Origin of the sequence: Sorangium sp. KYC3313 (assembly GCF_052075895.1) — a bacterium.
In the GTDB taxonomy this organism is placed as follows: domain Bacteria; phylum Myxococcota_A; class Polyangia; order Polyangiales; family Polyangiaceae; genus Sorangium; species Sorangium cellulosum_B.
Genome location: NZ_CP197255.1, coordinates 2,565,995 through 2,587,532, shown reverse-complemented (window position 1 = coordinate 2,587,532; position 21,538 = coordinate 2,565,995). Strand labels below are relative to the sequence as shown.

At 71.8% G+C, this 21,538-nt stretch carries 21 protein-coding genes; 10 read left to right on the top strand and 11 right to left on the bottom strand.

Annotated elements, in window-relative coordinates; all coding sequences use genetic code 11:
* The first annotated feature begins 63 nt into the window (after positions 1-63).
* Together ACSRUE_RS10125 and ACSRUE_RS10120 are read left to right on the top strand one after the other, a co-directional pair.
* On the top strand, positions 64-372 hold the full coding sequence (locus ACSRUE_RS10125; protein WP_441290820.1) for a response regulator: 309 nt from the start codon (positions 64-66) through the stop codon (positions 370-372).
* 226 nt (positions 373-598) lie between these two features.
* A complete protein-coding gene (locus ACSRUE_RS10120; RefSeq protein WP_441290819.1) occupies positions 599-1,327 on the top strand; it encodes an Hsp20/alpha crystallin family protein in 729 nt (242 codons plus the stop codon).
* Between the two features lie 120 nt (positions 1,328-1,447).
* Here ACSRUE_RS10120 and ACSRUE_RS10115 read toward each other — a convergent pair whose 3' ends face one another.
* Positions 1,448-2,455, bottom strand: a complete 1,008-nt coding sequence (locus ACSRUE_RS10115; RefSeq protein ID WP_441290818.1) for a DsbA family protein — start codon at positions 2,453-2,455, stop codon at positions 1,448-1,450.
* 77 nt (positions 2,456-2,532) lie between these two features.
* Positions 2,533-3,312, bottom strand: a complete 780-nt coding sequence (locus tag ACSRUE_RS10110) for a hypothetical protein (protein ID WP_441290817.1) — start codon at positions 3,310-3,312, stop codon at positions 2,533-2,535.
* Between the two features lie 382 nt (positions 3,313-3,694).
* On the opposite strand from ACSRUE_RS10110, the gene ACSRUE_RS10105 reads away from it, so the two are divergent.
* The 3 genes from ACSRUE_RS10105 to ACSRUE_RS10095 are packed head-to-tail and all read left to right on the top strand — an operon-like array spanning position 3,695 to position 6,483.
* A complete protein-coding gene (locus tag ACSRUE_RS10105; protein ID WP_441290816.1) occupies positions 3,695-4,681 on the top strand; it encodes a MopE-related protein in 987 nt (328 codons plus the stop codon).
* A 6-nt stretch (positions 4,682-4,687) separates the two neighbouring features.
* The gene (locus ACSRUE_RS10100; RefSeq protein ID WP_441290815.1) at positions 4,688-5,548 is read left to right on the top strand and encodes a DUF692 domain-containing protein; all 861 of its coding nucleotides are present in this window, start codon (positions 4,688-4,690) and stop codon (positions 5,546-5,548) included.
* Positions 5,545-6,483 (top strand): HvfC/BufC N-terminal domain-containing protein, encoded by a 939-nt coding sequence (locus tag ACSRUE_RS10095; protein ID WP_441290814.1) that lies wholly within the window; start codon positions 5,545-5,547, stop codon positions 6,481-6,483. The genes ACSRUE_RS10100 and ACSRUE_RS10095 overlap by 4 nt, the downstream gene beginning before the upstream one ends.
* On the opposite strand, the gene ACSRUE_RS10090 is transcribed toward ACSRUE_RS10095, so the two are convergent.
* Positions 6,480-7,091: a helix-turn-helix domain-containing protein gene (locus ACSRUE_RS10090; protein WP_441290813.1), complete on the bottom strand. Its 612-nt coding sequence runs from the start codon at positions 7,089-7,091 to the stop codon at positions 6,480-6,482. The two genes, ACSRUE_RS10095 and ACSRUE_RS10090, sit on opposite strands and share 4 nt — an antisense overlap.
* 468 nt (positions 7,092-7,559) lie before the next feature.
* On the bottom strand, positions 7,560-8,393 hold the full coding sequence (locus ACSRUE_RS10085; RefSeq protein ID WP_441290812.1) for an AraC family transcriptional regulator: 834 nt from the start codon (positions 8,391-8,393) through the stop codon (positions 7,560-7,562).
* Between the two features lie 343 nt (positions 8,394-8,736).
* On the opposite strand from ACSRUE_RS10085, the gene ACSRUE_RS10080 reads away from it, so the two are divergent.
* Positions 8,737-9,894, top strand: coding sequence for a pyridoxamine 5'-phosphate oxidase family protein (locus ACSRUE_RS10080; protein ID WP_441290811.1), 1,158 nt, complete (start codon positions 8,737-8,739; stop codon positions 9,892-9,894).
* A 30-nt stretch (positions 9,895-9,924) separates the two neighbouring features.
* Here ACSRUE_RS10080 and ACSRUE_RS10075 read toward each other — a convergent pair whose 3' ends face one another.
* On the bottom strand, positions 9,925-11,028 hold the full coding sequence (locus ACSRUE_RS10075; protein WP_441290810.1) for a metallophosphoesterase family protein: 1,104 nt from the start codon (positions 11,026-11,028) through the stop codon (positions 9,925-9,927).
* Complete coding sequence (locus ACSRUE_RS10070; RefSeq protein ID WP_441290809.1) at positions 11,025-11,882, bottom strand: hypothetical protein; 858 nt, start codon at positions 11,880-11,882, stop codon at positions 11,025-11,027. Before ACSRUE_RS10070 ends, ACSRUE_RS10075 begins: the two co-directional genes overlap by 4 nt.
* 204 nt (positions 11,883-12,086) lie before the next feature.
* Here ACSRUE_RS10070 and ACSRUE_RS10065 point away from each other — a divergent pair, with 204 nt between their 5' ends.
* Positions 12,087-13,001: a hypothetical protein gene (locus ACSRUE_RS10065; protein WP_441290808.1), complete on the top strand. Its 915-nt coding sequence runs from the start codon at positions 12,087-12,089 to the stop codon at positions 12,999-13,001.
* A gap of 8 nt (positions 13,002-13,009) precedes the next feature.
* Here the strand turns inward: ACSRUE_RS10065 and ACSRUE_RS10060 are convergent, their stop codons facing one another.
* Both ACSRUE_RS10060 and ACSRUE_RS10055 read right to left on the bottom strand, forming a co-directional pair.
* Positions 13,010-13,696, bottom strand: coding sequence for a queuosine precursor transporter (locus ACSRUE_RS10060; protein ID WP_441290807.1), 687 nt, complete (start codon positions 13,694-13,696; stop codon positions 13,010-13,012).
* Between the two features lie 275 nt (positions 13,697-13,971).
* Entirely contained in the window at positions 13,972-16,290 is a 2,319-nt protein-coding gene (locus tag ACSRUE_RS10055; protein ID WP_441290806.1) for a helicase-related protein, read from the bottom strand.
* Positions 16,291-16,650: 360 nt separating this feature from the next.
* On the opposite strand from ACSRUE_RS10055, the gene ACSRUE_RS10050 reads away from it, so the two are divergent.
* Complete coding sequence (locus ACSRUE_RS10050) at positions 16,651-18,372, top strand: protein kinase domain-containing protein (protein ID WP_441290805.1); 1,722 nt, start codon at positions 16,651-16,653, stop codon at positions 18,370-18,372.
* Between the two features lie 24 nt (positions 18,373-18,396).
* Here ACSRUE_RS10050 and ACSRUE_RS10045 read toward each other — a convergent pair whose 3' ends face one another.
* Positions 18,397-19,062 (bottom strand): nitroreductase family protein, encoded by a 666-nt coding sequence (locus tag ACSRUE_RS10045; protein ID WP_441290804.1) that lies wholly within the window; start codon positions 19,060-19,062, stop codon positions 18,397-18,399.
* Between the two features lie 460 nt (positions 19,063-19,522).
* Positions 19,523-19,684: a hypothetical protein gene (locus ACSRUE_RS10040; RefSeq protein WP_441290803.1), complete on the bottom strand. Its 162-nt coding sequence runs from the start codon at positions 19,682-19,684 to the stop codon at positions 19,523-19,525.
* Between the two features lie 266 nt (positions 19,685-19,950).
* Between ACSRUE_RS10040 and ACSRUE_RS10035 the strand changes: the two genes are divergently transcribed.
* Together ACSRUE_RS10035 and ACSRUE_RS10030 are read left to right on the top strand one after the other, a co-directional pair.
* Positions 19,951-20,238, top strand: a complete 288-nt coding sequence (locus ACSRUE_RS10035; RefSeq protein ID WP_441290802.1) for a transcriptional regulator — start codon at positions 19,951-19,953, stop codon at positions 20,236-20,238.
* Positions 20,235-20,795 carry an RNA polymerase sigma factor gene (locus ACSRUE_RS10030; RefSeq protein WP_441290801.1) on the top strand — a complete coding sequence of 187 codons (561 nt, stop codon included), beginning with the start codon at positions 20,235-20,237 and terminating at the stop codon, positions 20,793-20,795. The genes ACSRUE_RS10035 and ACSRUE_RS10030 overlap by 4 nt, the downstream gene beginning before the upstream one ends.
* A gap of 37 nt (positions 20,796-20,832) precedes the next feature.
* Here the strand turns inward: ACSRUE_RS10030 and ACSRUE_RS10025 are convergent, their stop codons facing one another.
* Positions 20,833-21,483, bottom strand: coding sequence for a hypothetical protein (locus ACSRUE_RS10025; RefSeq protein WP_441290800.1), 651 nt, complete (start codon positions 21,481-21,483; stop codon positions 20,833-20,835).
* Between the last annotated feature and the right edge of the window lie 55 nt (positions 21,484-21,538).

Sequence of the window (21,538 nt, the reverse complement as noted above, 5' to 3'; positions counted from 1 at the left end):
CCGGTCCCAGGAGGCGAACGTGGGCTGGAGGGGCTGCGTGTCCTCATCGTCGAGGACGAGCCCATGATCGCCTCGTCCCTCGAGGACGTCCTGACCGACCTCGGCTGTGTGGTGATCGGCCCGGCGCTGAACATCAAGGACGCGATGCGCCTGGCCCGCGCGGCCGAGATCGACGGGGCGAGCCTGGACGTCAACATCGCCGGCGAGAAGGTCTATCCGGTGGCCGACATCCTGAGCGAGCGAGGCATCCCGTTCGTCTTCCTGACCGGATATGGCAAAGCCGGGTTGCGCGAGTCCGATCTCAGCCGTCCGGTGCTGCAGAAGCCGTGCAGCCTGGAGCGCTTCGAGGAGATCCTCGCGGGGTGGCGGTGAGCGATTCCACCGGGCTCCCGGGCGCAGCGGCGCCTGCGCGAGCCCGGCCCGCGGCGCGCTCTGCCGACGGCGCGCCCGCGTGGCGCTCCGCGACGGGCTGCGCGGCGCGCCATGGCGGACACGGCCAGCGGCGCGGCATCGACAGGCCACGTCATCTACGCTGGTTCACGCTCGCGACACGGCATCACACTTGCAGGTCTGACGCTCGTAACGAAAGGAGATTCCTATGGCGGAACAGCAGCGTCAGCCGACAGGCCAGGACGTGTCCGTGAGCAAGCCGCAGCAAGGCAAGCCCGGCAGCCAGGCGACGGGTCAGACCCCTTCCCAGGGGGCCGGCGGTCAGTCCACCGGGCTGCAGCGTCAGCAGGGCGGCGGGCAGATGGGGCGGTACGGCGCGGCAGGCGGCGTCTTCAGCCCGTTCGCGATGATGAGCCGGATGATGGAGGACATGGATCGCATGTTCGACGACTTCGGCTTCGGAGGGTTGCTCTCGCCGTTCAGGCAGGGCCGCACGATGGCTGAGCCTGGTGGCGGCCGGGGTCTCTCGTCCCTCGCGGGCGGCCTCTGGTCGCCGCGCATCGAGCTGGGCGAGCGCAACGGTCAGCTCGTGGTCAAGGCCGATCTCCCCGGCGTCACCAAGGACGACATCCGGGTGGAGCTCCGCGACGACACCCTGATCATCGAGGGTGAGCGCCGGCAGGAGCAGCAGGAGCAGCGCGAGGGGGTGAGCTACACCGAGCGCAGCTACGGGTCGTTCACGCGCGCCATCCCGCTGCCCGAGGGCGTGCAGGCCGACGACGTGGACGCGAGGTTCGAGAACGGCGTCCTCGAGGTCTGTCTGAAGCTGCCGCAGCAGCAGCAGCGCGGCCGCTCGGTCGAGATCAAGAGCGGCGGGCCCTCGCAGGGGACGAGCGCTGGCGGCGGCCAGATGTCCGAGAAGCACCGGCCGAGCTAGCCGATCTCGACCCGGGGCCCACCGGGGCGGCGGCGCGCCGCCGCCCCGGCGTCGCCTGGCGGAAGCGGGATCAATCGACGGCGACCCGCACGCGCGCGCCGGCCACGCCGCGTGGCGGCCCTACTTCGCGTCGCGCGGCGCGCCGCCTCCAGGCGCCGCCGCCTCGCGCCCTCCGAGGATCGCGAGCTCGGTCTCGATCCACCGGTCGAGCTCGCCCTGGAGGCTGAACAGCGCCAGATCGAACTCCCGCCCGTTGATGACGATGAACGGCGTCCCCGCGAGCCCGGCGCGCTCGGCCTCGGCCTTGTCGCGCGCGACCACGCGGGCGGCGGGCTCGCCCGCCATGTCGGCGCGGAACCGGGCCATGTCGAGGCCGACCTTCTGCGCGTAGCCGAACAGGTCCTTCTCCTCCAGCCGCTGCTGGTTCTCGAACAGGAGGCGCTCCATCGGCCAGTAGCGGCCCTGGCGGTGCGCCGCGATGGCCGCGCGCGCCGCGGCGTCGGCGTGCGGGTGCGATCGCAGCGGATACACCTTGTGGATCAGCCTGACGTGGGGCGCGTGGCGCTCGACGACCTCGTCGAGGTGCGGGACCGCGCGCCCGCACGAAGGACACTCGAAATCCGACCACACGACGATCTGGATCGACGCGCGCTCCGGCCCGCGAGAGGGCGAGTCGGCGAGGTCGATCTGCTTCACGTTCGGACCGAACCTCACGCCGTACGCGGCCTGGGCCTCCGCGCCGCTCGCGCCGCCGCGGATCTTGTCGGCGAGGAGCTGCGCGGCCGGCGCGCAGGCCGCGCAGGCGCGCGACTCGCGGACGCACTGCGCGAGCGACACCGCCTGTTCGGGGCACGGCGCGTAGAGCTGCGAGACGAGCTGCCACCAGGTATCGCGCTCGCGGCGGACGAGCTCGGCCGTGTCCACGCCGGGCAGCTGCTCCGGCGCGCCGCCGGGCGCGTCGAGCAGCGGCGCGCCGGAAGAGCTGCCCGGGGGTTCGGGGAGCGGGACCTCGGGGGAATCGGCGAACTGGGGTTCCTGCCGCTCCGCGCCGCCGCAACCCGGGAGCGCGGCGAGCGCGAGGAGCGCGGCGAGCGCGGGCCGTCGTGCACCTGATCTCGGAATGAACACGCGCGGATGCTACACCCCCGCCGCGGCCGGGCCAGGCCGAAGCGCCGCTCGAGGCGCGCGGCCGGCGCCGCGGCCCCTCAGAAGGCGCCGCCGAGACCGAAGGTGGTGCGGCCGGGCGCGAGGGCGACGTGCGGCGCGAACCGGAGCCGGAGCGGGCGGAGGCGGATGTACTCGTAGCTCTCGGGCCCCGGGGGCTCTTCGTACTCGAGGAGCGCGGCGTCGACGATGTTCGCCGTGAGCGCTCCGAGGATGGCGCCGAAGACGAGGCCGGTGATCTCGCCGTCTCTGTTGAGGAAAGTACTGCCGACGACCTGGCCGAGCAGGCCGCCGCCGAACGTGCAGCCGACGTTGAGGCCGAGGCTGAGGAAGCCCTTGCCGAGGTGGCCGTTGGCCCAGTGGGTGATCGGGCCGCCGAGCACGAATGGGCCGGCGGTCATCCAGGCGAACATCTCGTTCTCCGTGGCGACAGCGAGGGGTCCGAGCGCGATGGTCCCGCTGAGCACGAGGAGGTGCTGCCAGCCGTACCAGACGCGCTCTGTCTCGCGCCGCTCGCGCCAGGGAGAGCCCCCGGGCTGCCAGGACGCCGGGCTCGTCGTCCAGCTCGGGGGCGCCTCTCCGGGCGGCGCGACCCCGGCCGGCGGCGCGCCACCGTCGCCCGGAGCCGGCGGCGGCAGGAGCGGCGCTGCCGCCGCGCCGCCCGGAGCCGGCGCAGGCGGCGCGACGGCCGACCCGCTCGGCGGCGCGGCGGGCGCAGGGAAGGCCTCGGACGCAGGCTGCATGGCGCTCGCCGGCGCCGCCGTGACCACCACGGCCGCTGCACAACCGATCCACAGCCCGCCGCGAAGCATGCCTGTCATCCTGCGATCCTCTCTTCCTTCTTCCTGCGCTCAGGACCTCTTTTACTCCCTTTCTCCCGGCCGCCGCGCTCAAATTGAAGCGCCCAGAAAGGCCGCGCAAAGAGGACGGCGCGCTCCGGCGGGCGATCACCGACGCGCGCATGGGCTATCTCACCGTCGGCGCGACACCGGCGCGCCCGGAACGCCCCGCGGATCCGCTGTAAACGCGGCGCTCGGCGCCCGCCCGGTCAGGGCGAAGCTCGCGACCGCGACGGCGTCTGTCGAGGATGTGCATGCGACAACTTGCCACATGTTCCGCGCGCCACAGCCGTGATTATACGTCCTGCGCCGGGCGGCCGCAGGCGCGCGCGCAGCGCGGCCCTTCGAAGACAGGACGGCTCTTATGACGAAATCACCGGGATCCACGCTGTTCGCGCTGGCGCTCGCCAGCTTCGCCGCCTTCGCGCCCGCGTGCGGCGACGACGAAGGCGTCTCGCCCGTGGGCGCCGAGCCCCCTGCCGGGACCGGCGGCGCAGGCGGCGGGGAGCCCGCCGGGACAGGCGGCTCCGGCACGGCGGGCGCGGGTGGCCAGCCCGTGGACGACGAGGACAGCGACCACGACAGGGACGGCTTGACCCCGCGCGCAGGCGACTGCGACGACTTCAACAACACCGTCCATCCCGGCGCCGAGGATCGGAATTTCGATGCCATCGACTCGGACTGCGACGGGTCCGACGCGCCGGCCAAGACGCTGGTGTGGAGCGCTGGCGCGGATCCCGCTCAGCCCGATCAGGTCGACGCGCTGGCCCTCATGGATGCGGACGGCGACGGTCAGATCTCCCTCGACGAGTTCTCCGCGAGGTGCGCCGAGTCCGCCATGCTGGTGGGCACCGCGCGCCCCGGCGTGGTCCAGGTCCACGCGGTCTGCGGCGGCACGAACAGCTGCCGCGGCATGGTCTATCAGACATGGAACGAGCTTTATGAGCACGCCTGCCGCGCCGTGAACAGCTGCGCGGGCTGGAGCTGCGTCGAGACCGCCGAGGACCAGGGGCGAGACGGGCCCGCCGCGTTCGCAGGCGCGAAGTGCAGCCACTGCCACGCCGGCGCGGCAGGCAAGTTCAACGTGCAGGTGCCGCCCGGCGAGGACGTGAGCGCCTTCATCGCCGATTTCTGGGAACGCCGCCCGGACGCGTACCTGCAATCCGTCATCGCGTTCGGGATCCAGGGCGCCACCGCCGAGGGCCAGGCCTACTCGAACATGCCTGGCTCCTATCGCCTGCTCTCGCGCGCCGAGATGGACCGGCTGATCGCCCACCTGCGCACCCTGACGCCGGAAGGCGAGAGCTTCGAGCAGCTGCCGCCCGCAGACCCGATCGACCCGGGCGACTAGCCGGCGATGGGCACGCCGAGAGATCCTGCCGGCGGCCTCGCGGACGGAGCGCGGGCCCCCTCGCGAGACGCGCTCGGCCTCGGGCTGCGCCCGCCGCACTACGACGCGATCGAGCGGACCAGGCCCGAGCTCGGCTTCTTCGAGATCATCGCGGAGAACTACCTCGGCGCGTCTCCCCTGCCCCGGGAGCGGCTCCGGCGCATCGCCGAGCGGACTCCGATCGTCGCCCACGGCGTCTCCGTCAACCTGCTGGGCGAGGCCCCCCTCGATCGCGATTACCTGTCCCGCCTCAGGGATCTGATCCAGGAGCTCCGCATTCCCTATTTCACGGATCACCTCTGCTGGACGGCGTTCGAGGGCGTCACGCACCACGACCTCTTGCCCGCGCCCTACGATCCGGAGCTCATCCCCTACGCCGCGGGCCGGGCGTTCGAGGTCCAGGAGGCGCTCGGCGTCCCGTTCGGGATCGAGAACCTGTCTTCCTATGTCGCCTGGGAGCGCGACGCGCTGCCTGAGTGGGAGTTCTACCGCCGCGTGGTGGAGGAGTCCGGCTGCTGGGCCATGCTGGATCTCAACAACGTGTTCGTCTCCAGCGAGAATCACGGGTTCGATCCGCGCGAGTACCTCGACAGCGTGCCCTGGCGCCGGGTCCTGCAGGTCCACCTGGCGGGCCACCAGACATTGCCCTCCGGCTTGCGGCACGACACGCACGATCGTCCGGTATGCGACGAGGTATGGTCTCTTTACGAAGAGGCGTGGCGCCGGGGCGGCCCTTTCCCGACGCTCCTCGAGTGGGACGCGGAGATCCCGCCCTTGCACGTGGCGCTCGCGGAGCTCGGCAAGGCGCGGCGGGTGCGGCCTTCATGAGCCCGAGGGGCGGGGCACCGCCGGGCTGGCTGCGGGAGCTCCAGCGCGACTTCACCGCGGTCCTCCGCGCGCCGCTCGACTCGAGCGCGGGCCGCTTCCGGGAGCTGCAGGAGCGGTATCCCGCGGGGCTCGTGGCGCAGGTGAAGGGCGGCCCCGGGGGCCTCGCGCCGGCGGAGCGGCTCGCGGTCTATCACCGCCAGTACTGGATGCGCCTGTTCACCGCCCTGCAGACGAGCTTCCCGCGCGTGTCGCGGGCGATCGGCTGCTGGCACTTCAACCACCTGGCCGCGCTGCACCTCGAGGCGCGCCCGCCCCGTCACTTCGACATCGACGAGAGCACGCGCGGGTTCGCCGAGCGGCTCCGCGGCGCGCTGCGCAGCCCTGACGGCGCGCGCCGCGGTCGCCCGCCGGGGCGCCCGGCGCCTGGGCACGAGGACGCGTGGCGCCGGCGAATCGAGCTCTCCAGGGCGCCGCTCGCGATGGTCCGCCAGGCGCTGCGCATGGACGAGGCGGAGCGGCGCGCCTGCGAGTCGCCGTTCGAGGGCCTCTGGCGGCCGACGCCGGAGGAGCTCGCCACGCTGGCCGAAGCGCGGCTGCGCTTCGCGGTGTCCTTCACGCTCACCCACGAGGACTGGGACCTCGCACGCTTCTCGCGGCTCGCGGGGGGCGATCTGGAAGAGCGCCCCCTGGACGCGAGGCGTCGCCACGCGTCAACCCGCGCGTGGGTCTTCGCCCGGAGCGCCGCCGGCACGACCACGACCTCGGTGGATCCGCTGTTCGCCCGCCTGCTCGAGCGCTGCCTGGAGCTGCCGTTCGGGCAGGCCCTTGCCGCCGTCGAGCAGGGCTGCACGGCGGCGGAAGCAGCGCAGCTGCGGGCCAATCTGCAAGGCTGGATCGCGCTCGCCCTCTCGAGCGGCTGGTGGACGGGCCTCTAGGCGGCCGCGCTCCCGCGGCCGGCTGCGCCGCTTCCCCCGTCGTTGAGCTTCGCTTCGTGCTTCGCGACCCACTTGCGGAGCCGCTGCGACAGAGGTGACCGTCCGTTTTCGTAGTTGGCGACCGAGCTGCGCGCGAGACCGAGCTTCTCGCCGAGCTCGGCCTGCGAGAGCCCGAGCTTCTCGCGAAGCACCTTCAGCGTCGTCGAGCCCGCCGCCGCCTGCGCGCGCGCCGGTGCGCTCGGACGGGTGGGCGGCACGGCCTCGACCGAACGCCCGGCCCGCTGTGTGCGCTCGACCGCCGCCGGCTGCGACTCGGCGCGGGCGCCTTCCGGAGCAGGGCGCCGCGCGACGGGCGCTCGGACGCTGTTCGTGCTCCCCGCGAGCTTCTCGCCGCAAAACGGGCAGTAGTCGAACGCGAGGACCTTGCCCGCGTCGGTGCGGAACTCGACTCCCTGGATCGACGCGGGAATCCCTTGCGCGCGGCGCTCTTCGCTCGCCCACCCGTACACGAGCGTGAGCCCTCGCTCCTCTTGATTCACCGGTAGCCCGGTCTGACTCATCCGAAGGCAGACCGTCCTGCCGTCGCGCGTGCACTGTCGTCCGATCATGGGCATCGTCTCATCTCCTCTTTTCCGTGCGGGCGCAGGCGTACCCGGTCGAACTTTTGCGCAGTACTGCTCACCTGTCAAGGTGGACACAAGCCAAGTCGAACTTTTGCGCGACACTGCTCATTTGTCAAGGCCGATAAACCGGAGGCCTGCGCGAGGAAGAGGCGATGATGTAGGGATCGCCCACGAGCGCGTCCTCGTCTCGTCTCGTCTCGTCTCGTCTCGTCTCGTCTCGTCTCGTCTCGTCTCGTCTCGTTCCCGTCCGGGGCCGCGCCTCGCCCCGCGGCGATCCTCCTCGGGGTCTCCATCGCGATTGCCATGCTCGTGGGCATCGCCGTGCTCGCCCCGCGGGGCGCACGGGTCCCCCGACCGTTTCCGCCGGATGAAGAGTGCCCGATGTTCAGGTTCTCGATCGACGGCGATCGCGAGCGAGAGCAAGACAGCTACCCGCCGACGCGGGACATCGAGTCATGGCTGAGCTCCTTGGTCCAGCGCTAGCGGGCCGAGACGACGGGCCATGTACCGCGCCGGCGACGCGCCGAGCGCCTTGCGGAACATGGTGACGAAGCTGCTCGCGCTCTCGTAGCCGAGGTCGCTCGCGACGCTCTGCACGCTCGCTCCACGCGAGAGCCGCTGGAGGGCCAGGACGATGTGGAGCTGCTGGCGCCAGCGACCGAAGCTGAGGCCGGTCTCCCGGACGAGCAGCCGGTTGAGGGTCCGCTCGCCGACGCCGATCCGGCGGGCCCACGTCCCCATCGTCGCGCCGTCGGCGGGGTTCATCGCCATCGCGTCGACCAGCTTTCGGAGGCGCTGGTCGGCCGGCATCGGCAGGCGATGTTTCTCGATCGTCGCCGCCGCCAGCTCGTCGAACAGGACGGCCACGAGCCGCGCCTCCGGCCCGTCGAGGTCGTACAGCGCGGGGCGCGCCGCGAGACGGACGAGCAGCTCGCGAAAGAGCGGTGTGACCGAGACGGCGCAGCACTCGGCCGGCAGGTTCGGAGCCGCGTCCGGCTCCATGAAGACGCCGTAGCCCTCGAGCGGCGCGCGCCCTCGTATCTTGTGGAGCACTCCGGCAGGGATCCACAGCGCCGAACGCGGTGGGACGATCCACAGCGCGTTCGACGCCTCGCACGTGACCTCGCCGCGCTCGAGGAAGAACAGCTGTGACTCGCGATGGCTGTGGAACTCGCTCTCCAGCCCGCCGGTGACCATGCTCAGGCCGACGGCGTTGGCGGGCCGCGGGAGCGTGCTTCGCCACTCGCCACGATCCTCGCGCGCGAAGCGACGCGAGAGCGACTCCATCGCCTCGGCCGCCGATGCGCGTGGCTCGTCCGCGATCTGGACCTCGCCATGAAAGGTCCACCCGGGGGAGCCGATCGACGACGGCGCGGGCGGGGCCGACGAACCTTTCGTGGTGGAGCCGGCCGAGGGCGAGGCCGATGCCGACGCCGGCGATGCCGTGGATGACACAGGCGACGCGGGACGCTGCCTTCGCTTCGAACCCATGGCCGGATTGCGAAACAAAATGTCCTCATCTCGGAATGCGGTCAAGGTCGCCGGCTGCGATGGTTCCTCTGCGCGCTCCGGCGGCCGTGCCGGAGCCAAAAGGCCGCCCTTCGGCGGACAGGAACGCGGAGGCTCTTCGATGCGGAAGGTGATGACCGCGCAGCAGCTCGAGGCGATCGTCGGCGCCCCGATCCCGGCCGTGCGCATGAAGCAGATCGGCGCCCTGGACGAGGGATGTCGGCGCGTCCTCGCCAATGCGCCGGTCGCCGGCTTCGGTTTTCGTGACGAACAGGGGGGCTGGCGCAGCACCTTCGTCGGAGGTGCCCGCGGCTTCGCGCACGTGGAATCGCCGAAGCGCGTCCGGTTCGAGCTACCGGCGAGGCACCCGACGCCCGAGTTCGGCAGCGGCGCCTCCTTCGTCTTCCTCGTGCCGGGGATCGGCGAGACCCTCCGGCTCAACGGCTCCGTGGCCGAGCGGCGCGGCGGCCGGATCGTCGTCACCGTCGAGGAGGCCTTCGTGCACTGCGCGAGGAGCATCCTCCGATCCCGCCTCTGGGAGGGGCCGCGCGCTCGCGCCGCCGCCGCCGTCGAGCCGCCGTCGCCGGGTGATGGCGCGCGCCACGAAAGGGAAGGCGGGCCGCTCGGCGATCCGAGCGTGGCTCGCTTCCTCGCATCGAGCCCCTTTGCCGTCGTCTCGTCGTGGGACGCCGCGGGCTCGGGCGACACGAGCCCGCGAGGAGATTTCCCGGGCTTCTTGCGGATCCTCGACCACGAGACGCTCGTCATCCCCGATCGCCGGGGAAACCGGCGGACCGATACGTTCCACAACGTCATGACGTGCGACCAGGTCTCCCTCGCGGCCGTGGTCCCGGGGCGCGACGACGTTCTCCACGTGGGCGGCGCGGCGCACGTCACCGATGATCCGGCGCTCCTGTCGACCATGGCGCTCGCGGGAAAGCCACCGCAGGCCGCGCTCGTCCTCCGCGTGGCGCGCGCGGAGCTCCTGGCGAACGAGGCCCTGCAGCGGTCGAAGATCTGGCAACGCTCCGCCGACGTCGACGCGGGCGCCGTCCCCGATCTGATGGCGCTGGCGACTCAGCACCTTGCGCTCAACGAGGACGGCGGCGCGAAGGCGACGATGATTCGCCTCCTCGGCAGCGGCGCCGGCGCTTTCCCGAGGCTCCTGCGCTGGCTCATCGATCTCGGTTACCGCAAGGGGCTGACGGACGAGGGCTACGGCCGCGGCGCGACGAGGGGGGACGACCCGGAGAGCCAGCGCGAAGGTCGCCTGCGATGACGATCGGCTCGGACAGCGAGGCGATCCGGTTCAATCCACGCGAACCACGGCGACCTGCGCAACCTTGGCGGGGGGCTCGACGTCGACGGTGACGAAATGGCGCCCGATGCCGTCGAGCCGCTCGGGGATCGCGCCCCCGCCGCCCGAGATGTACGCGGGGATCCCCGCGTTCTCGAACGCATAGAACGAGTGGATGTGGCCGTAGAACGTGAGATCCACGCGCCCGCCCGCGAGCATCGTGAGGAGCTTGTTCGCCTCGGCGCGGCTCGCGAATGCGCCGTTGCGGGAGCCCACCGGGTCGAGGGGCGCGAGGTGCATCGTGACCACGTGCAGGAGATCCTGCCCCTCGGTGAGCCAGCCGTCGAGCCACCCGTAGGCGAGCGGATCGATTGTCGCGCTCGCCGAGTCGAGCATCGTGAACTGCACACCTCGGAACGCGAAGCGGTAATTCCCGCGGCCAAACCACTCGTGGTAGAGGTCGTCCCGCGTGCCGAGCTCGTGGTTGCCGAGCGTCGCATAGCAGGGAAGACGGAGCGTCTTCATCTCGCGCTGGAATCGCTCGAGCTGCTCGGGCGAGCCCCGCGACGTGAGATCGCCGCTGATGAGCGCGAAGCGGACGCCCTCCGCCTCGTTCATCCTCGCGTAGATGTCCTGAACGCGGTCGATGTCCTCCTGGACGTCGACGAAGACCGCGAACCGCCACGGCTCGCGCCGCGCCTCGTCCGGCGGGCGCAGCGACAGGGTCGCCTCGGCGCCGGGCGGCAGGGAGAGGCGGAAGGTGCGCTGGGTCGGAAACGGCGCCTCGACGAGCTCCACGGGCACGCGCTTGTCCCCGACGCGCGCCGAGAGCTCGGCGTCGGCGAGCATGTTCTCGATCGTGATCTTCCACGGTCCGCCCGCCTCGTCGGTGAGGCGGATCGAGAGCGCGGGCGCGCTCGCCCAGAGCGCGAGCTCGCCTGGGTCGAGGCGGCGGACCGCCGCGAGCCCCTCGTCCACGGTGACGCGCGCCTTTCCCCGCGAGGCCTTTCCCACCTCCAGGTCGCGGCGCGCGCGGCCCTCGGCCACGTCCAGGCAGGAGAGGGCGAGCGGCGCGGTGAGGGCGATGAGCGCGAGGAGAGCGTCTCTCGGGATCATGGCGAGTCTCCGGGGCGGAAGAGCAGCGCGAGGCGCCCGACGTACGCGGAGCCCGCCTTCACGTCGGCGAGCAGGCCCCAGCGGGGCGAGGCATGGAGCCGGCCCTCCAGGCCGAAATGGCCCGGGACGCCGCTGCCGAGGCCGGGGAGCTTCGCGCCGCCGACAACCCCGTCGTGCCGGTGGTCGTAAACCACCTTGGCCTCGCCGCGCGGATACCCCGCGTGCCCGAGGTACGCGCCGAAGGCGAAGCGGGGAATCAAGAGCTCGTTCCCCTCGAGCGGGCGGCGGCCGTGGCGGTAGCCCTCGACCGCGATCCCCCAGCCCATCTCCGCGAACGAGCCCCGCAGCGTGCGCCCGAGGTGGGCGAGATCGAGCCGGCCCTCGAGGCTGACCTCGCCGGTGGTGATCGAGAAGTCGTCGGAGGTGTAGCGGTGATGGGTGAGCGCGCCCTCGATCTCGAGGAACGAGCCGTCCGCCGCGCGCGGGCCGTCCGGCGTGCCGGGGCCGATGAAGCGATGCGCGGCCTCGACGCGGAGGCGCGCATTGTCGTCGTTCAAGGCAAACCAGCCGGAGCCCGAGAGGCGGAGGGAGCTCAGGCGCAGATCCATGCCCGGCACGAGGAACGTGCGGTACGCGAACGTGGGGTCATGGACGTAGGCGAATCCGAGCTGCGTCTCGACCCAGGGCAGCGACAAAGGCGGGCTGCCGGTGCCGCCCTCCGGGGCGAGCACGCCATAGAGGTCCGCCAGAAGGGAGATCCCGAACAGGCCCACACCCGTCACGGTGGTGAGCACGATCGGCGCGATGACGCGCCGCGAGGCCCCTGAGGCCGCCGCGCCCACGAGCCCGCCCACGGCGAGGCGCCGCCCTCGGCCATCGGTCCTGGAGAGCTCGCGGCGACCGAGGGCCCGTCGATCACGCCGAGATGACCTTCGTTCACATGGCACGGAGTCGACGTCGCTGACCGGGCAGCTCCACCAGCACACGGGGCGCGTGAGGCTGTAGCCGGAGCCGCAGGTCGGATAGTGTTGTCCGGCAACCAAGGAGAAGCCGCGAAGATGATCCGATCCTCACGCGCCGCGACGGCGGCCATGACAAGCCTGTTCCTGCTCCCGCTCGGAGCGTGCGTCACGGAGTCGGGGGCTCGGCCTCCCGCCGCGGCCGCCGCCCCATCACCCGGCCCGGAGCCCGCGGCCCCTGCGACGAGCCCCGCTCCGACCGCGACCGCGCCGGCGACGGCCGCCACCGCGCCGGCGACAGCCGCGCCCGGCCCGGCGGCCCCCGCGGCGGTGGATCTCGACGCGCTCTACAGCGAGGCGATCTTCAAGTCCGCCGTCGTCACGCCCGCTGCCGCGCGCAAGCTCGTGCCGCTCAAGCCCGACGCGAACGGCACCTACACCGTGACCACCTGGGCCGGCTGCCGGGGCGACGGCGGGCCGAACAAGTGCGGCGCCTACGTGGCGCAGCAGCCCGTGAACGTGAAGTGGGACGTGTGGGTCACGAGCAACGGCGAGCTCCAGAACAAGTGCAAGACGTGGACAGGCGATGTGGTGCTCCAGATCCACCAGGTCCTCGGCCTGTCGGCCCCGCAGCCGCCGCTCCCCGCGGACACGACGGAGCGGCAGTTCGTCACGTTCTCGGGGGTGCCGGCCGCGAGCATCTTCCGCCCGTGCACGGACGCCCGCGTCGACACCGACTCCTGCGACGGGACGAAGCTGCCTGCAAAGCAGCCTTCACTGGCGCCGGCCGATTACTACAGGTGGTTCACGAACCACGCGATGTCGTCGTGGCAAGTGCCGGAGAAGGGCCAGACGCCCACGGGCTTCCCCTGGACCAGGCTGGGCTACTCGTACAACTGGGCGCCCGGCGCGGACATCTACGGGGCGTCCGAGTACGTCATCTCCGGCGGCGCGAAGGCGGTGAAAGTCACCGTCGCCGCCGTCCAGACGGCCAAAGATTTCTGCAAGCCCTGAGCGGCGGGCTATGCCTGCTGCCCCGGGGCGCCCTCGCTCTTCTTGTCGGGCACGAGATAGATGCCCGGCAGGCTTATCAGGGTCATGGCGAATTTGGTCGCGAGATTGATGGCGAAGATCTGCCGGATCACCTCGAACGGCAGCACAAAGGCAAAGGCGCCGAAGCAAAACAGCAGGTTGTCGACCGGGACGCTGACCGCGTTGCTCGCGAGGACCGCGAGCCACTGGCGCCTGGGGCCCGACTTTCTCAGATAGGCCTCGCGGACCCGATGGAAAACCTCGGTGTCCAGCAGCTCGCTCACGACCTCCGCGACGATGCTCGCGAACACGATTCTCCACACCGGGCTCAGGATCGCCGAGAACTGATCGCCGAGCCCCCACGACGGGTCAGACGGCACTTGTGCGGCCCAAAGAAGGTAGAGGGCCATCAGGAGATTGACCCCTCCGGCGCAAAGGATCAGCGTCTGGGCGCCGCGCTTGCCGATGGTCTTGTGGACCATGTCCCGCAAGGTGAAGGTAAGGGGATAGATGAAGGTCCCCATATCCACGGCCAGCGAGAAGACGACGCCGATCTTGAGGCTGGCGATCTGACTGATGAGCTGCGCCGCGATATAGAGCGAGATGACGATGATGGCCGCCGGTCTGACAGCGCTCGTCAGATCTTGGCTCGCGCTCCTGGACGACAATTCGGACATGAGAATCGCCTCGTTGAAGGCGGGCGCGGGGACCGCCGCAGTTGTGAGCCCGGGTGCCCAGGGCAGCGAGACATCCTGGTCAACAAATAAGACAAAGGGGTGCGGGGGTTCGCCGACCCTGCCGGGATGATGGAACCGCCAACCCGCCACAAGACGCCAGGATTTTTGTGCTTTTCTTGGCGTCCTCGGGGCGCTGGGCGGCACCTCGCCGAGGATCCGATGCGCGCGGCGCTTGACCTCGACGTCGGGCGATCGCCGGCCCGCTCTCCGCTCGCCTACCCCAGCAGCGACGCCGCCACCCTCGGCGCCTCCCGCGCGGAGCACCCCATCCAGCCCGAGAGCCGCTCCGCCGGCTCGCCGCTCGCGAGCGCCCGGAGCACCCGCTCCGCCACGTCCGCGCGGAGGGCCCGCGTCCCGAACACCGGGTAGCCGATCGCCGCGTAGGCCTTCGGATCCACGCCCCGCGCGACCGCCATCGACACCGCGCCGGGCGCCGGGCACGCGGGCACGCGGCCGCGGTCGAACCAGGCGGCGCACAGCGCGAGGCGGCGCTCCAGCGCGCCGCGCCGGAGCAGCGGCTGCACGTAGAGCACGCGCTCGCCCACCTCGATGCCGCGCGCCGCGAGCAGCGCCCGGCCCTCCGGCGCGAGCTCCGCGACCTGCTCCTCCGCGTCGCGCGCCGCCGCCGTCCCGAGCCCCTGCTCCAGCTGGTAGACGATCCCCCGCGCCGCGCCCGGGAGCGCGCGCACCTCGGGCGAGCGCAGCGGCGCGAGCAGCGCCTCGACGAGATCGCGCGCGAAGGCCACGAGCCGCCGGAGCACGCGCGACCGCGCCCCCGCGCCGAGGTCCTCGAGCGCGGCGAGCCGCACGTCGGGCAGGAGCAGCGTCGGGCCGCGCGCGAGCTGCCCGAGCAGCCGCTCGCCGTCGAAGATCCGCCCGCCCACGTCGACCGAGAACCGCTCGTGCGGCGCCCCGACGAGCGCCTCGACCCAGCGCGCCCGGTCGTCCTCGGGCGCCGGCGCCGCGGGCCCCGGCGCGAGCCGGGCCCGCAGCGCCGCGATCGGCGCGAACGGGTGCCCCTCCGGCACCGCCGGCGGCTCGGCCTCCGCGCGCCGCTGCGTCGAGGGCGCGCCCGGCGACGACCGCGCGCCCGGCGACGACCGCGAGCGGCGCGCCGCCCCGCCGCCCCGCTCGACGAAGCGCTGCACAAGCCGCTCGTGGAGCGCGTCGCTCAGGCGATCCTCGATCGCCCGCGTGCGCTCCTGCCACGCCGCCGCGTCGCGGACCCAGCGCGCGTGGTTCGAGATGTACGTCCACGTCCTGATCGACGCGATCCGCGTGATCAGCGTGTCGATGTCGCCGCCCACCTCGTCGATCTCGGCCACCCGGGCGGCCATCCAGCTGGCGTCGAGCGCCGCGCTCGGGCCCGAGAGCTGCCCGTAGATCTCGGCGAGGAGCGCGACGTGCGACTCGAACAGGAGCTTGCGGAAGTCGGGGATGCGGCAGACCTCCCAGAGGAGCCCCACCGCCTCTTCACCCCGCGCGCGCGCTCGCACCTCCGGGTCCTCGGCGAGCCTCGCCAGCGCGGCCGTGTCCTCCGCGTCGTCGACGAGCCTCAGCGAGCGGGCGCGCGGGCGCGCCCGGAGCGACGCGAGGAGCGCGTCGATCGAGCTCATGTCGAGCTCGCTGCTCCGCCAGAGCAGCCGCCGCACCGGGGGGAACCGGTGCGCCTCGATCGCGGCGGCCACGCCGTCGGGGAGCGAGAGCGGCGCGACGGTGCCGAAGGTCCCGTCCGCGAGGTGCCTGCCCGCGCGGCCAGCGATCTGCGCGAGCTCGGCGGGGTCGAGGTCGCGCACGGCGCGCCCGTCGAACTTGCGGAGCGCCGCGAACGCGACGTGGCGCACGTCGAGGTTGAGCCCCATGCCGATCGCGTCGGTGGCGACGAGGTAGTCGACCTCGCCCGACTGGAAGAGGGCGACCTGCGCGTTGCGGGTGCGCGGCGAGAGCGCGCCGAGCACCACGGCCGCGCCGCCCCGCTGCGCGCGCAGCCGCTCGGCGATCTCGTAGACCTGCGGGGTCGAGAACGCGACGACGGCGCTGCGCGGCGGCAGGCGCGAGAGCTTGCCGGCCCCGGCGCTCGCGAGCCGCGAGAGGCGCGGGTGCTGGACGATGCTGGCGGTCGGCACGAGCTCGGCCATGAGCGGCCGCATCGTGTCGGCGCCGAGGAACCAGGTCTCGCGCCGGCCGCGCGAGAGGAGCAGGCGCTCGGTGAACACGTGGCCGCGCTGGTCGTGCGCGGCGAGCTGGATCTCGTCGATGGCCAGGAAGTCGACCTCCAGATCGACCGGCATCGCCTCGACGGTGCACACCCAGTAGTCCGGCCGCCTGGGGACGCGCTTCTCCTCGCCGGTCACGAGCGCGACGCGGGCCTCGCCGACCCGGGTGCTCACCCGGTCGTAGACCTCGCGCGCGAGCAGGCGCAGCGGCAGGCCGATCATGCCCGAGTCGTGCGAGAGCATGCGCTCGATGGCGCGGTAGGTCTTGCCGGTGTTGGTCGGGCCCAGGACGGCGGTGATGGGGGAAGCGTCGACCATGGCGCACGCAGCTTAGTACCGGACGCCGCGAAGACGGCCCCTGCGCGGCGGCGAGGGCGCGCGCCCGGCGCCCTGCGGCGGAGCGGGCTCTTCCTCGGGCGCGCGGCGGCGGAGCCACCCGCGGCGGCGGCGGCAGGGCGCCCGGCGCGCCCGGGGAGGCAGGGGGCGAAGGGCTGCCGCGGCAGGGGAGGAGGTCCTGCGACAGCAGCCCGCTCGCGCTCGGCCTTCGTCGCGTCGCCGCGCCCGTGGCATGATGAGGTGAGATGCCGGCCGCTGTAAGGAGTGCGACATGGGGCCCGGCCTCTGCTAGACCGCGGAGGCCCGAACGGAAGGACGCTGGGACGCGGAAGGCTCGATCGCATGCTGTCGCTTGAAGCGGGGAGCGTCGTCGGTGGGAAGTATCGCCTGGAGCGCCCGCTGGCGGGCGGCGCCATGGGGTTCCTCTGGGTGGCCCGGCACCTCCAGCTGGACGTCGAGGTCGCGCTCAAGTTCATGATGCCGCAGCACGTCGACTCCCCCGTCGCGCGCGCGCGGTTCGAGCGGGAGGCGAAGGCCTCGGCCCAGCTCCGGACCCCCAACGTGGTCCACGTCTACGACTACGGTCTCGAGGGCGACACGCCGTACCTCGCGATGGAGCTGCTCGAGGGAGAGGACCTCGCGGCGTACCTCGCGCGCCACGGGCGTCTCGAGCCGGAGGAGCTGCTCGGCATCGTGAGCCAGGTGAGCAAGGCGCTCCGCCGCGCGCACGAGGTGGGGCTCATCCACCGCGACCTCAAGCCGGCGAACATCTTCCTCGCGCGGCAGGGCGAGGAGATCGTCAAGATCCTCGACTTCGGCGTCGCCAAGGCGATCGGCACCGGGCTGGCCGCCGACGCGACGAAGACCGGCACGCTCATCGGCTCGCCGCACTACATGAGCCCGGAGCAGGTGCGCCGGAGCAAGACGATCGACTTCCGCAGCGATCTCTGGTCGCTCGGCGTGATCATCTTCCAGTGCCTCACGGGCCAGCTGCCCTTCCCCGGCGAAGAGCTCGGCGACGTGCTCGTGGAGATCTGCACGGGCGACATCCCGGTCGCCTCGCAGCTCGCGCCGAACCTCTGGCCCGAGCTGGATCGTTTCCTGGAGCGCGCGCTCAAGCGCGAGCCCGCGGAGCGGTTCCAGAGCGCGAGCGAGCTCGCCCGCGCGTTCGCCGCGGCGGTGCAGCGCACGGCGGTGCCGGACTCGCGCGACTCGCTGGACTCGACCGAGGCGCTGGCTCACGGCGGCGCGCCGGCGCGTACCAGCTCGCCGGGCTCGGGCGGCGCGCAGGCGCACGGCGTCGCGCAGGCTCACGGCGTCGCGCAGGCTCTCGGCGGCGCGCCGGTTCACGGCGGCGCGCAGGCTCTCGGCGGCGCGCAGGCTCACGGCATCGCGCCGGCTCTCGGCGGCGCGCCGGCTCACGGCGGCGCGCCGGTCCTCGGGGGTGGCACCGTGGCCCTGGACGACGCGGTGACCGCCGGCGGCACGCTGGCCGCGGGCGGGACGGTCGTGGCGGATCCCACGCAGGTCGCGGGAGGCATGGGCGGCCCGGGAGGCATGGGCGGCCCGGGAGACACGCTGGCCGCGGGCGGCACGCTGACCGCCAGCGGCACGCTGGAGGCCGTGGGAGGCGCGCTGTCCCCGCCCGTGGATCGTCGCGCCCCGCCGCGGGCGGCGCTCGCCGTGGTTGCCAGCGTGCTCGTGGTCGGCCTTGGGATCGCCGCCGTCGTCCTGCTTCGCTCGCCTGCTCCCGAGGTCACCGCGGCCCCTGCGGCGACGTCTTCGCCCCACGCTCCGGAGTCCGCCGCACCGCCGACACGGGTGGAGGAGGTGCCTTCCTCGCCTCCGCCGGACGCGAGCGCCGTCCCCGCCACGCCGGCATCGTCGGCCCCGGCGGGCGCAGACGCCGCGCCGGCAGCTCTCTCACCGGCTCCCCCCTCCAGCTCGGCGAGGGCCACGCTCCGATCGAACCGTCCGCCGGCGCCTCCGCCGGCGAGGCGGCCTTCTCGGGCTGCGCCCTCCAGCAAGGGCGCTTCCGAGAAGGATCCGACCTTCGGCTTCTAGTCTCCCGTCCCTGAAGAGCGCGAGCTAACCGCCGATGAACTTGACCGTCTCGTCGAGCGGCGCCCGGCCCGTACGGGTGTAACCGACCGTGGGGTCCTCGTAGCCGATCGACATGCCGCAGAAGAGGATGAGCCCGTCCGGGGGTGACAGGACCTGCGCGACGGTCTTGCGAACCTGCGACCACGCCATCTGCGGGCAACTGTGCAGCGCTTCGGCGCGCAGCAGCAGCATGACGGTCTGCAGATACATCCCGGTGTCGGCCCATTGGGCCGGGCCCACGTCACGGTCGATGTAGCAGAACAGGGCGGCGGGCGCGCCGAAACAGTCCCAGTTGGCGATCGCGGCCCTCTGTCGCGCCTCCCAGTCCTCGCGAGCAATGCCGAGCGAGGCGTAGCGCTCCCTGCCGAAGGCGGATCGGCGCTCTCTGTACGGGGACTTCAGTCCCGGCGGGTACATTTCGTACTCCCGCTCGTCCCAGGGGTCGCCCGCAGCCACGCGCGCCACGGCGAGCCTCTTGAGCTCAGCCAGCGGCGCGCCGGTCACCACGTAGATGTTCCACGGCTGGAGGTTCGATCCGGATGGCGACCAAGCCGCTGCGGAGAGCACGCGCTCCAGCACCTCCCTCGAGACGGGCTGGTCGGTGAATCCGCGCACCGCCCGCCGGCTCCTGACTGCCTCATAGACGTCCATGACCGCCTGCCTCTCCAGATCTGCTCATTGAAATCGCAATCCTATTCGACGACTTCGCCAGGGTCGAATCGCCGCGTGGCGGAGCGAGACCAATTCGGGCGGATAGTGAAAACAAACGGGTTCCGGAAGGCAAGGGGCATCTCATCTCACATCGCAGCGGACAGAACATGCCATCCACCATCCTGGTCGAGTCGTCGAACAGGTTCGTGATTCATTGACATGGCGCACCACTGGACATCGTGCACCGCCAGCGGGTCCTCACGCTCGAAGGGCACCAGGGTGAGCCGGAGCCAATCGAGCGCGGCCGGGCCGCGGACCCGCGGTTTGGCCGCACCCGCCGGAGGCGCCCGCCGTATCGACATCACCCGCCCTGGCGGGCGTGTCTGCCCAGACCTCGGCGGTGCGGCGACGCCCCCGTCCCGCTGGCCAATCACCTGGAGGACATCCAGGAGCCGCTCTTCTACCTCGGGCCGCCGGCCCCTTCGGCGATCACGGCGCCCGCGCCGGGACCCGAAGCCCCGGCCGCGCCGCAGGAGCCGGCGAGCCCCGCCATGTAGGAGCCCCAACGCCCGGACGACATGGCCGGCGCGTGCTCGACCAGGCACCCCGGCATATCGGACATGGGCCCGCGCCTGCTCGACCAGGCACCCCGGCATATCGGACATGGGCCCGCGCCTGCTCGACCGGTAATGCTCAACTTTGAGCAGGAGTGCTCAAAATAGCCTGATTCGCGTGGCGGATCTCGATCTCGGTCCGTAGCGTTCGGCGCAAGGAAGTGCAGCCCGCGGGTGGTGGAACACCCCGGGCTGCGTGGCCGAACCCCGGTTACAGCGAGGTCCGACAGTGCAGCTATACCTGATCCCACCCGACGGTGGGCAAGGCGGAGGTGTGCCCAAGCGCCGCCGCTTCGCCCCTTGCCTCTCCCTGACCCCCACGCAGCGCAAGCGCCTCCGGGCGGCGCTGCGGAGCCTGCGGGCCGCGTACGGCTCCTGGTCCTGCTTGGCCGAGGTGATGGACATGTCCGTCATCGCGGTCGAGAGCATCGCGAACGGCAGGGCCAACGGCTCCCCCGCGACAGCGCTCCGCGCTGCGAAGGCGGCCGGCGTCTCGGTCGACCAGCTCCTAGGCGGCCTCGCTTCGGTCGACCGGTGCCCGACCTGCGGGAGGAGCGCATGACGCGCCCGCGGAAGGGGGCCGGACGCCCGCCTGCCGCGCGCTACCCGAAGAAGAAGCCGACGATGGAGGCGATCCTCGCCGAACGCGGCATCATCCTGGCGACGCTCGCTGGCATCCCGAAGCGCGACCGCCGCGACGTGGAAGCCGAGGTGTTGCTCAACGCCTGGAACGCCGTCCGTCGGGGGCTCTATCGTCCCGACCCTCGCGACAAGCCCCGGGACGCGCTCCGCAAGTGGCTCCACGGCATCGCGTGGCGCCTCGCTTCGCACTACGTCAACAGCGCGTACGTGCGCCGCGCCGTGCTCCACCCGTCGCCGCTCGGGTTCCTGCACGAGCCCGTCGGCATCGACCTGCACGCGCAGATCGAGGCGCGTGAAGTGCTCGACGCCATGGCCAGCCTGCCGCCGTGGCAGCGGGAGGCGCTGCTCTCGGTCGACAGCCCGGAGAGCCTCGTCGCGTACGCCAAGCGGCGCAGGATGAACCCGAGCACGGCAGCGTCTAGGCTCAGGATCGCGCGCGAAGCCCTTGCGCTGCGTCTCAAGCGGTGGCGCCGGTAGACGCACGCCCGGCGCGCCACATCGCCACTACTATACGCTACATACCGTCTTCTGTGCCTGGATCGGATGGGCGGCCAGAATCGGTCGCCTCCACGCCATGCTGGCTCATCGCCGTGCTATTCGGCTCAAGCTTCCTCAGCACACGAGACAGCGCCTGCTTTCCAGCTTGATCCAAGTCTGTTGGCGGGTCCTTCAGAAGTTGCTTGAACCGCTCCACTGCCCGAGGGTGGTAATTGACGATTTGTGCCCGCTGTCCTTTTCGCACGACAACCGCACAAGCCCCGTCTTCAGCAAGTTTAAAGCTTTTGCACAGTGGCGAGACGTCGCTTGTGGTGAGCCCTAGCGCCTTGGCAAGACTTGCTTGACTAAGCGTGTATCCGGCGCCAATAGGATCGGCCACGACAAGCGTGCTGGCCAGATCTGGCCGTTCGCCATCGCCGGCTACTCGGACAGCCGGCGGCAACTGTGACACAAGCGTCGGCTCGATATGCTCTACAAGAATGCGTAATGTGTTCTGAATTCGGTCCAGCGCAGACGCCTGTGATTGCATCGTCTGCATCATCTGGACAAAGCTGTCTCTGTAAGCGTCAGCAAGCTCTGCTTGTATCTCTGTTAGCGCGGCTCGAACAGCCGGGGACAGCCCCAGCTGTTTGATGCCGCGCGATGGAAGGTCCGAGACCTTAGCCATGCTTCGCCTGCTTCGCCTCCTGGAGATCCAGCGATGTCAGATGTTGGATCTTGTC

Coding starts and splice junctions, on each gene's coding strand:
- ACSRUE_RS10125 (WP_441290820.1), top strand. CDS start 64: ATGATCGCCTCGTCCCTCGAGGACGTCCTGACCGACCTCGGCTGTGTG.
- ACSRUE_RS10120 (WP_441290819.1), top strand. CDS start 599: ATGGCGGAACAGCAGCGTCAGCCGACAGGCCAGGACGTGTCCGTGAGC.
- ACSRUE_RS10110 (WP_441290817.1), bottom strand. CDS start 3,312: ATGACAGGCATGCTTCGCGGCGGGCTGTGGATCGGTTGTGCAGCGGCC.
- ACSRUE_RS10105 (WP_441290816.1), top strand. CDS start 3,695: ATGACGAAATCACCGGGATCCACGCTGTTCGCGCTGGCGCTCGCCAGC.
- ACSRUE_RS10100 (WP_441290815.1), top strand. CDS start 4,688: ATGGGCACGCCGAGAGATCCTGCCGGCGGCCTCGCGGACGGAGCGCGG.
- ACSRUE_RS10095 (WP_441290814.1), top strand. CDS start 5,545: ATGAGCCCGAGGGGCGGGGCACCGCCGGGCTGGCTGCGGGAGCTCCAG.
- ACSRUE_RS10090 (WP_441290813.1), bottom strand. CDS start 7,091: ATGATCGGACGACAGTGCACGCGCGACGGCAGGACGGTCTGCCTTCGG.
- ACSRUE_RS10085 (WP_441290812.1), bottom strand. CDS start 8,393: ATGGAGTCGCTCTCGCGTCGCTTCGCGCGCGAGGATCGTGGCGAGTGG.
- ACSRUE_RS10080 (WP_441290811.1), top strand. CDS start 8,737: ATGCGGAAGGTGATGACCGCGCAGCAGCTCGAGGCGATCGTCGGCGCC.
- ACSRUE_RS10075 (WP_441290810.1), bottom strand. CDS start 11,028: ATGATCCCGAGAGACGCTCTCCTCGCGCTCATCGCCCTCACCGCGCCG.
- ACSRUE_RS10065 (WP_441290808.1), top strand. CDS start 12,087: ATGATCCGATCCTCACGCGCCGCGACGGCGGCCATGACAAGCCTGTTC.
- ACSRUE_RS10060 (WP_441290807.1), bottom strand. CDS start 13,696: ATGTCCGAATTGTCGTCCAGGAGCGCGAGCCAAGATCTGACGAGCGCT.
- ACSRUE_RS10055 (WP_441290806.1), bottom strand. CDS start 16,290: ATGGTCGACGCTTCCCCCATCACCGCCGTCCTGGGCCCGACCAACACC.
- ACSRUE_RS10050 (WP_441290805.1), top strand. CDS start 16,651: ATGCTGTCGCTTGAAGCGGGGAGCGTCGTCGGTGGGAAGTATCGCCTG.
- ACSRUE_RS10045 (WP_441290804.1), bottom strand. CDS start 19,062: ATGGACGTCTATGAGGCAGTCAGGAGCCGGCGGGCGGTGCGCGGATTC.
- ACSRUE_RS10040 (WP_441290803.1), bottom strand. CDS start 19,684: ATGTCCGATATGCCGGGGTGCCTGGTCGAGCACGCGCCGGCCATGTCG.
- ACSRUE_RS10030 (WP_441290801.1), top strand. CDS start 20,235: ATGACGCGCCCGCGGAAGGGGGCCGGACGCCCGCCTGCCGCGCGCTAC.
- ACSRUE_RS10025 (WP_441290800.1), bottom strand. CDS start 21,483: ATGGCTAAGGTCTCGGACCTTCCATCGCGCGGCATCAAACAGCTGGGG.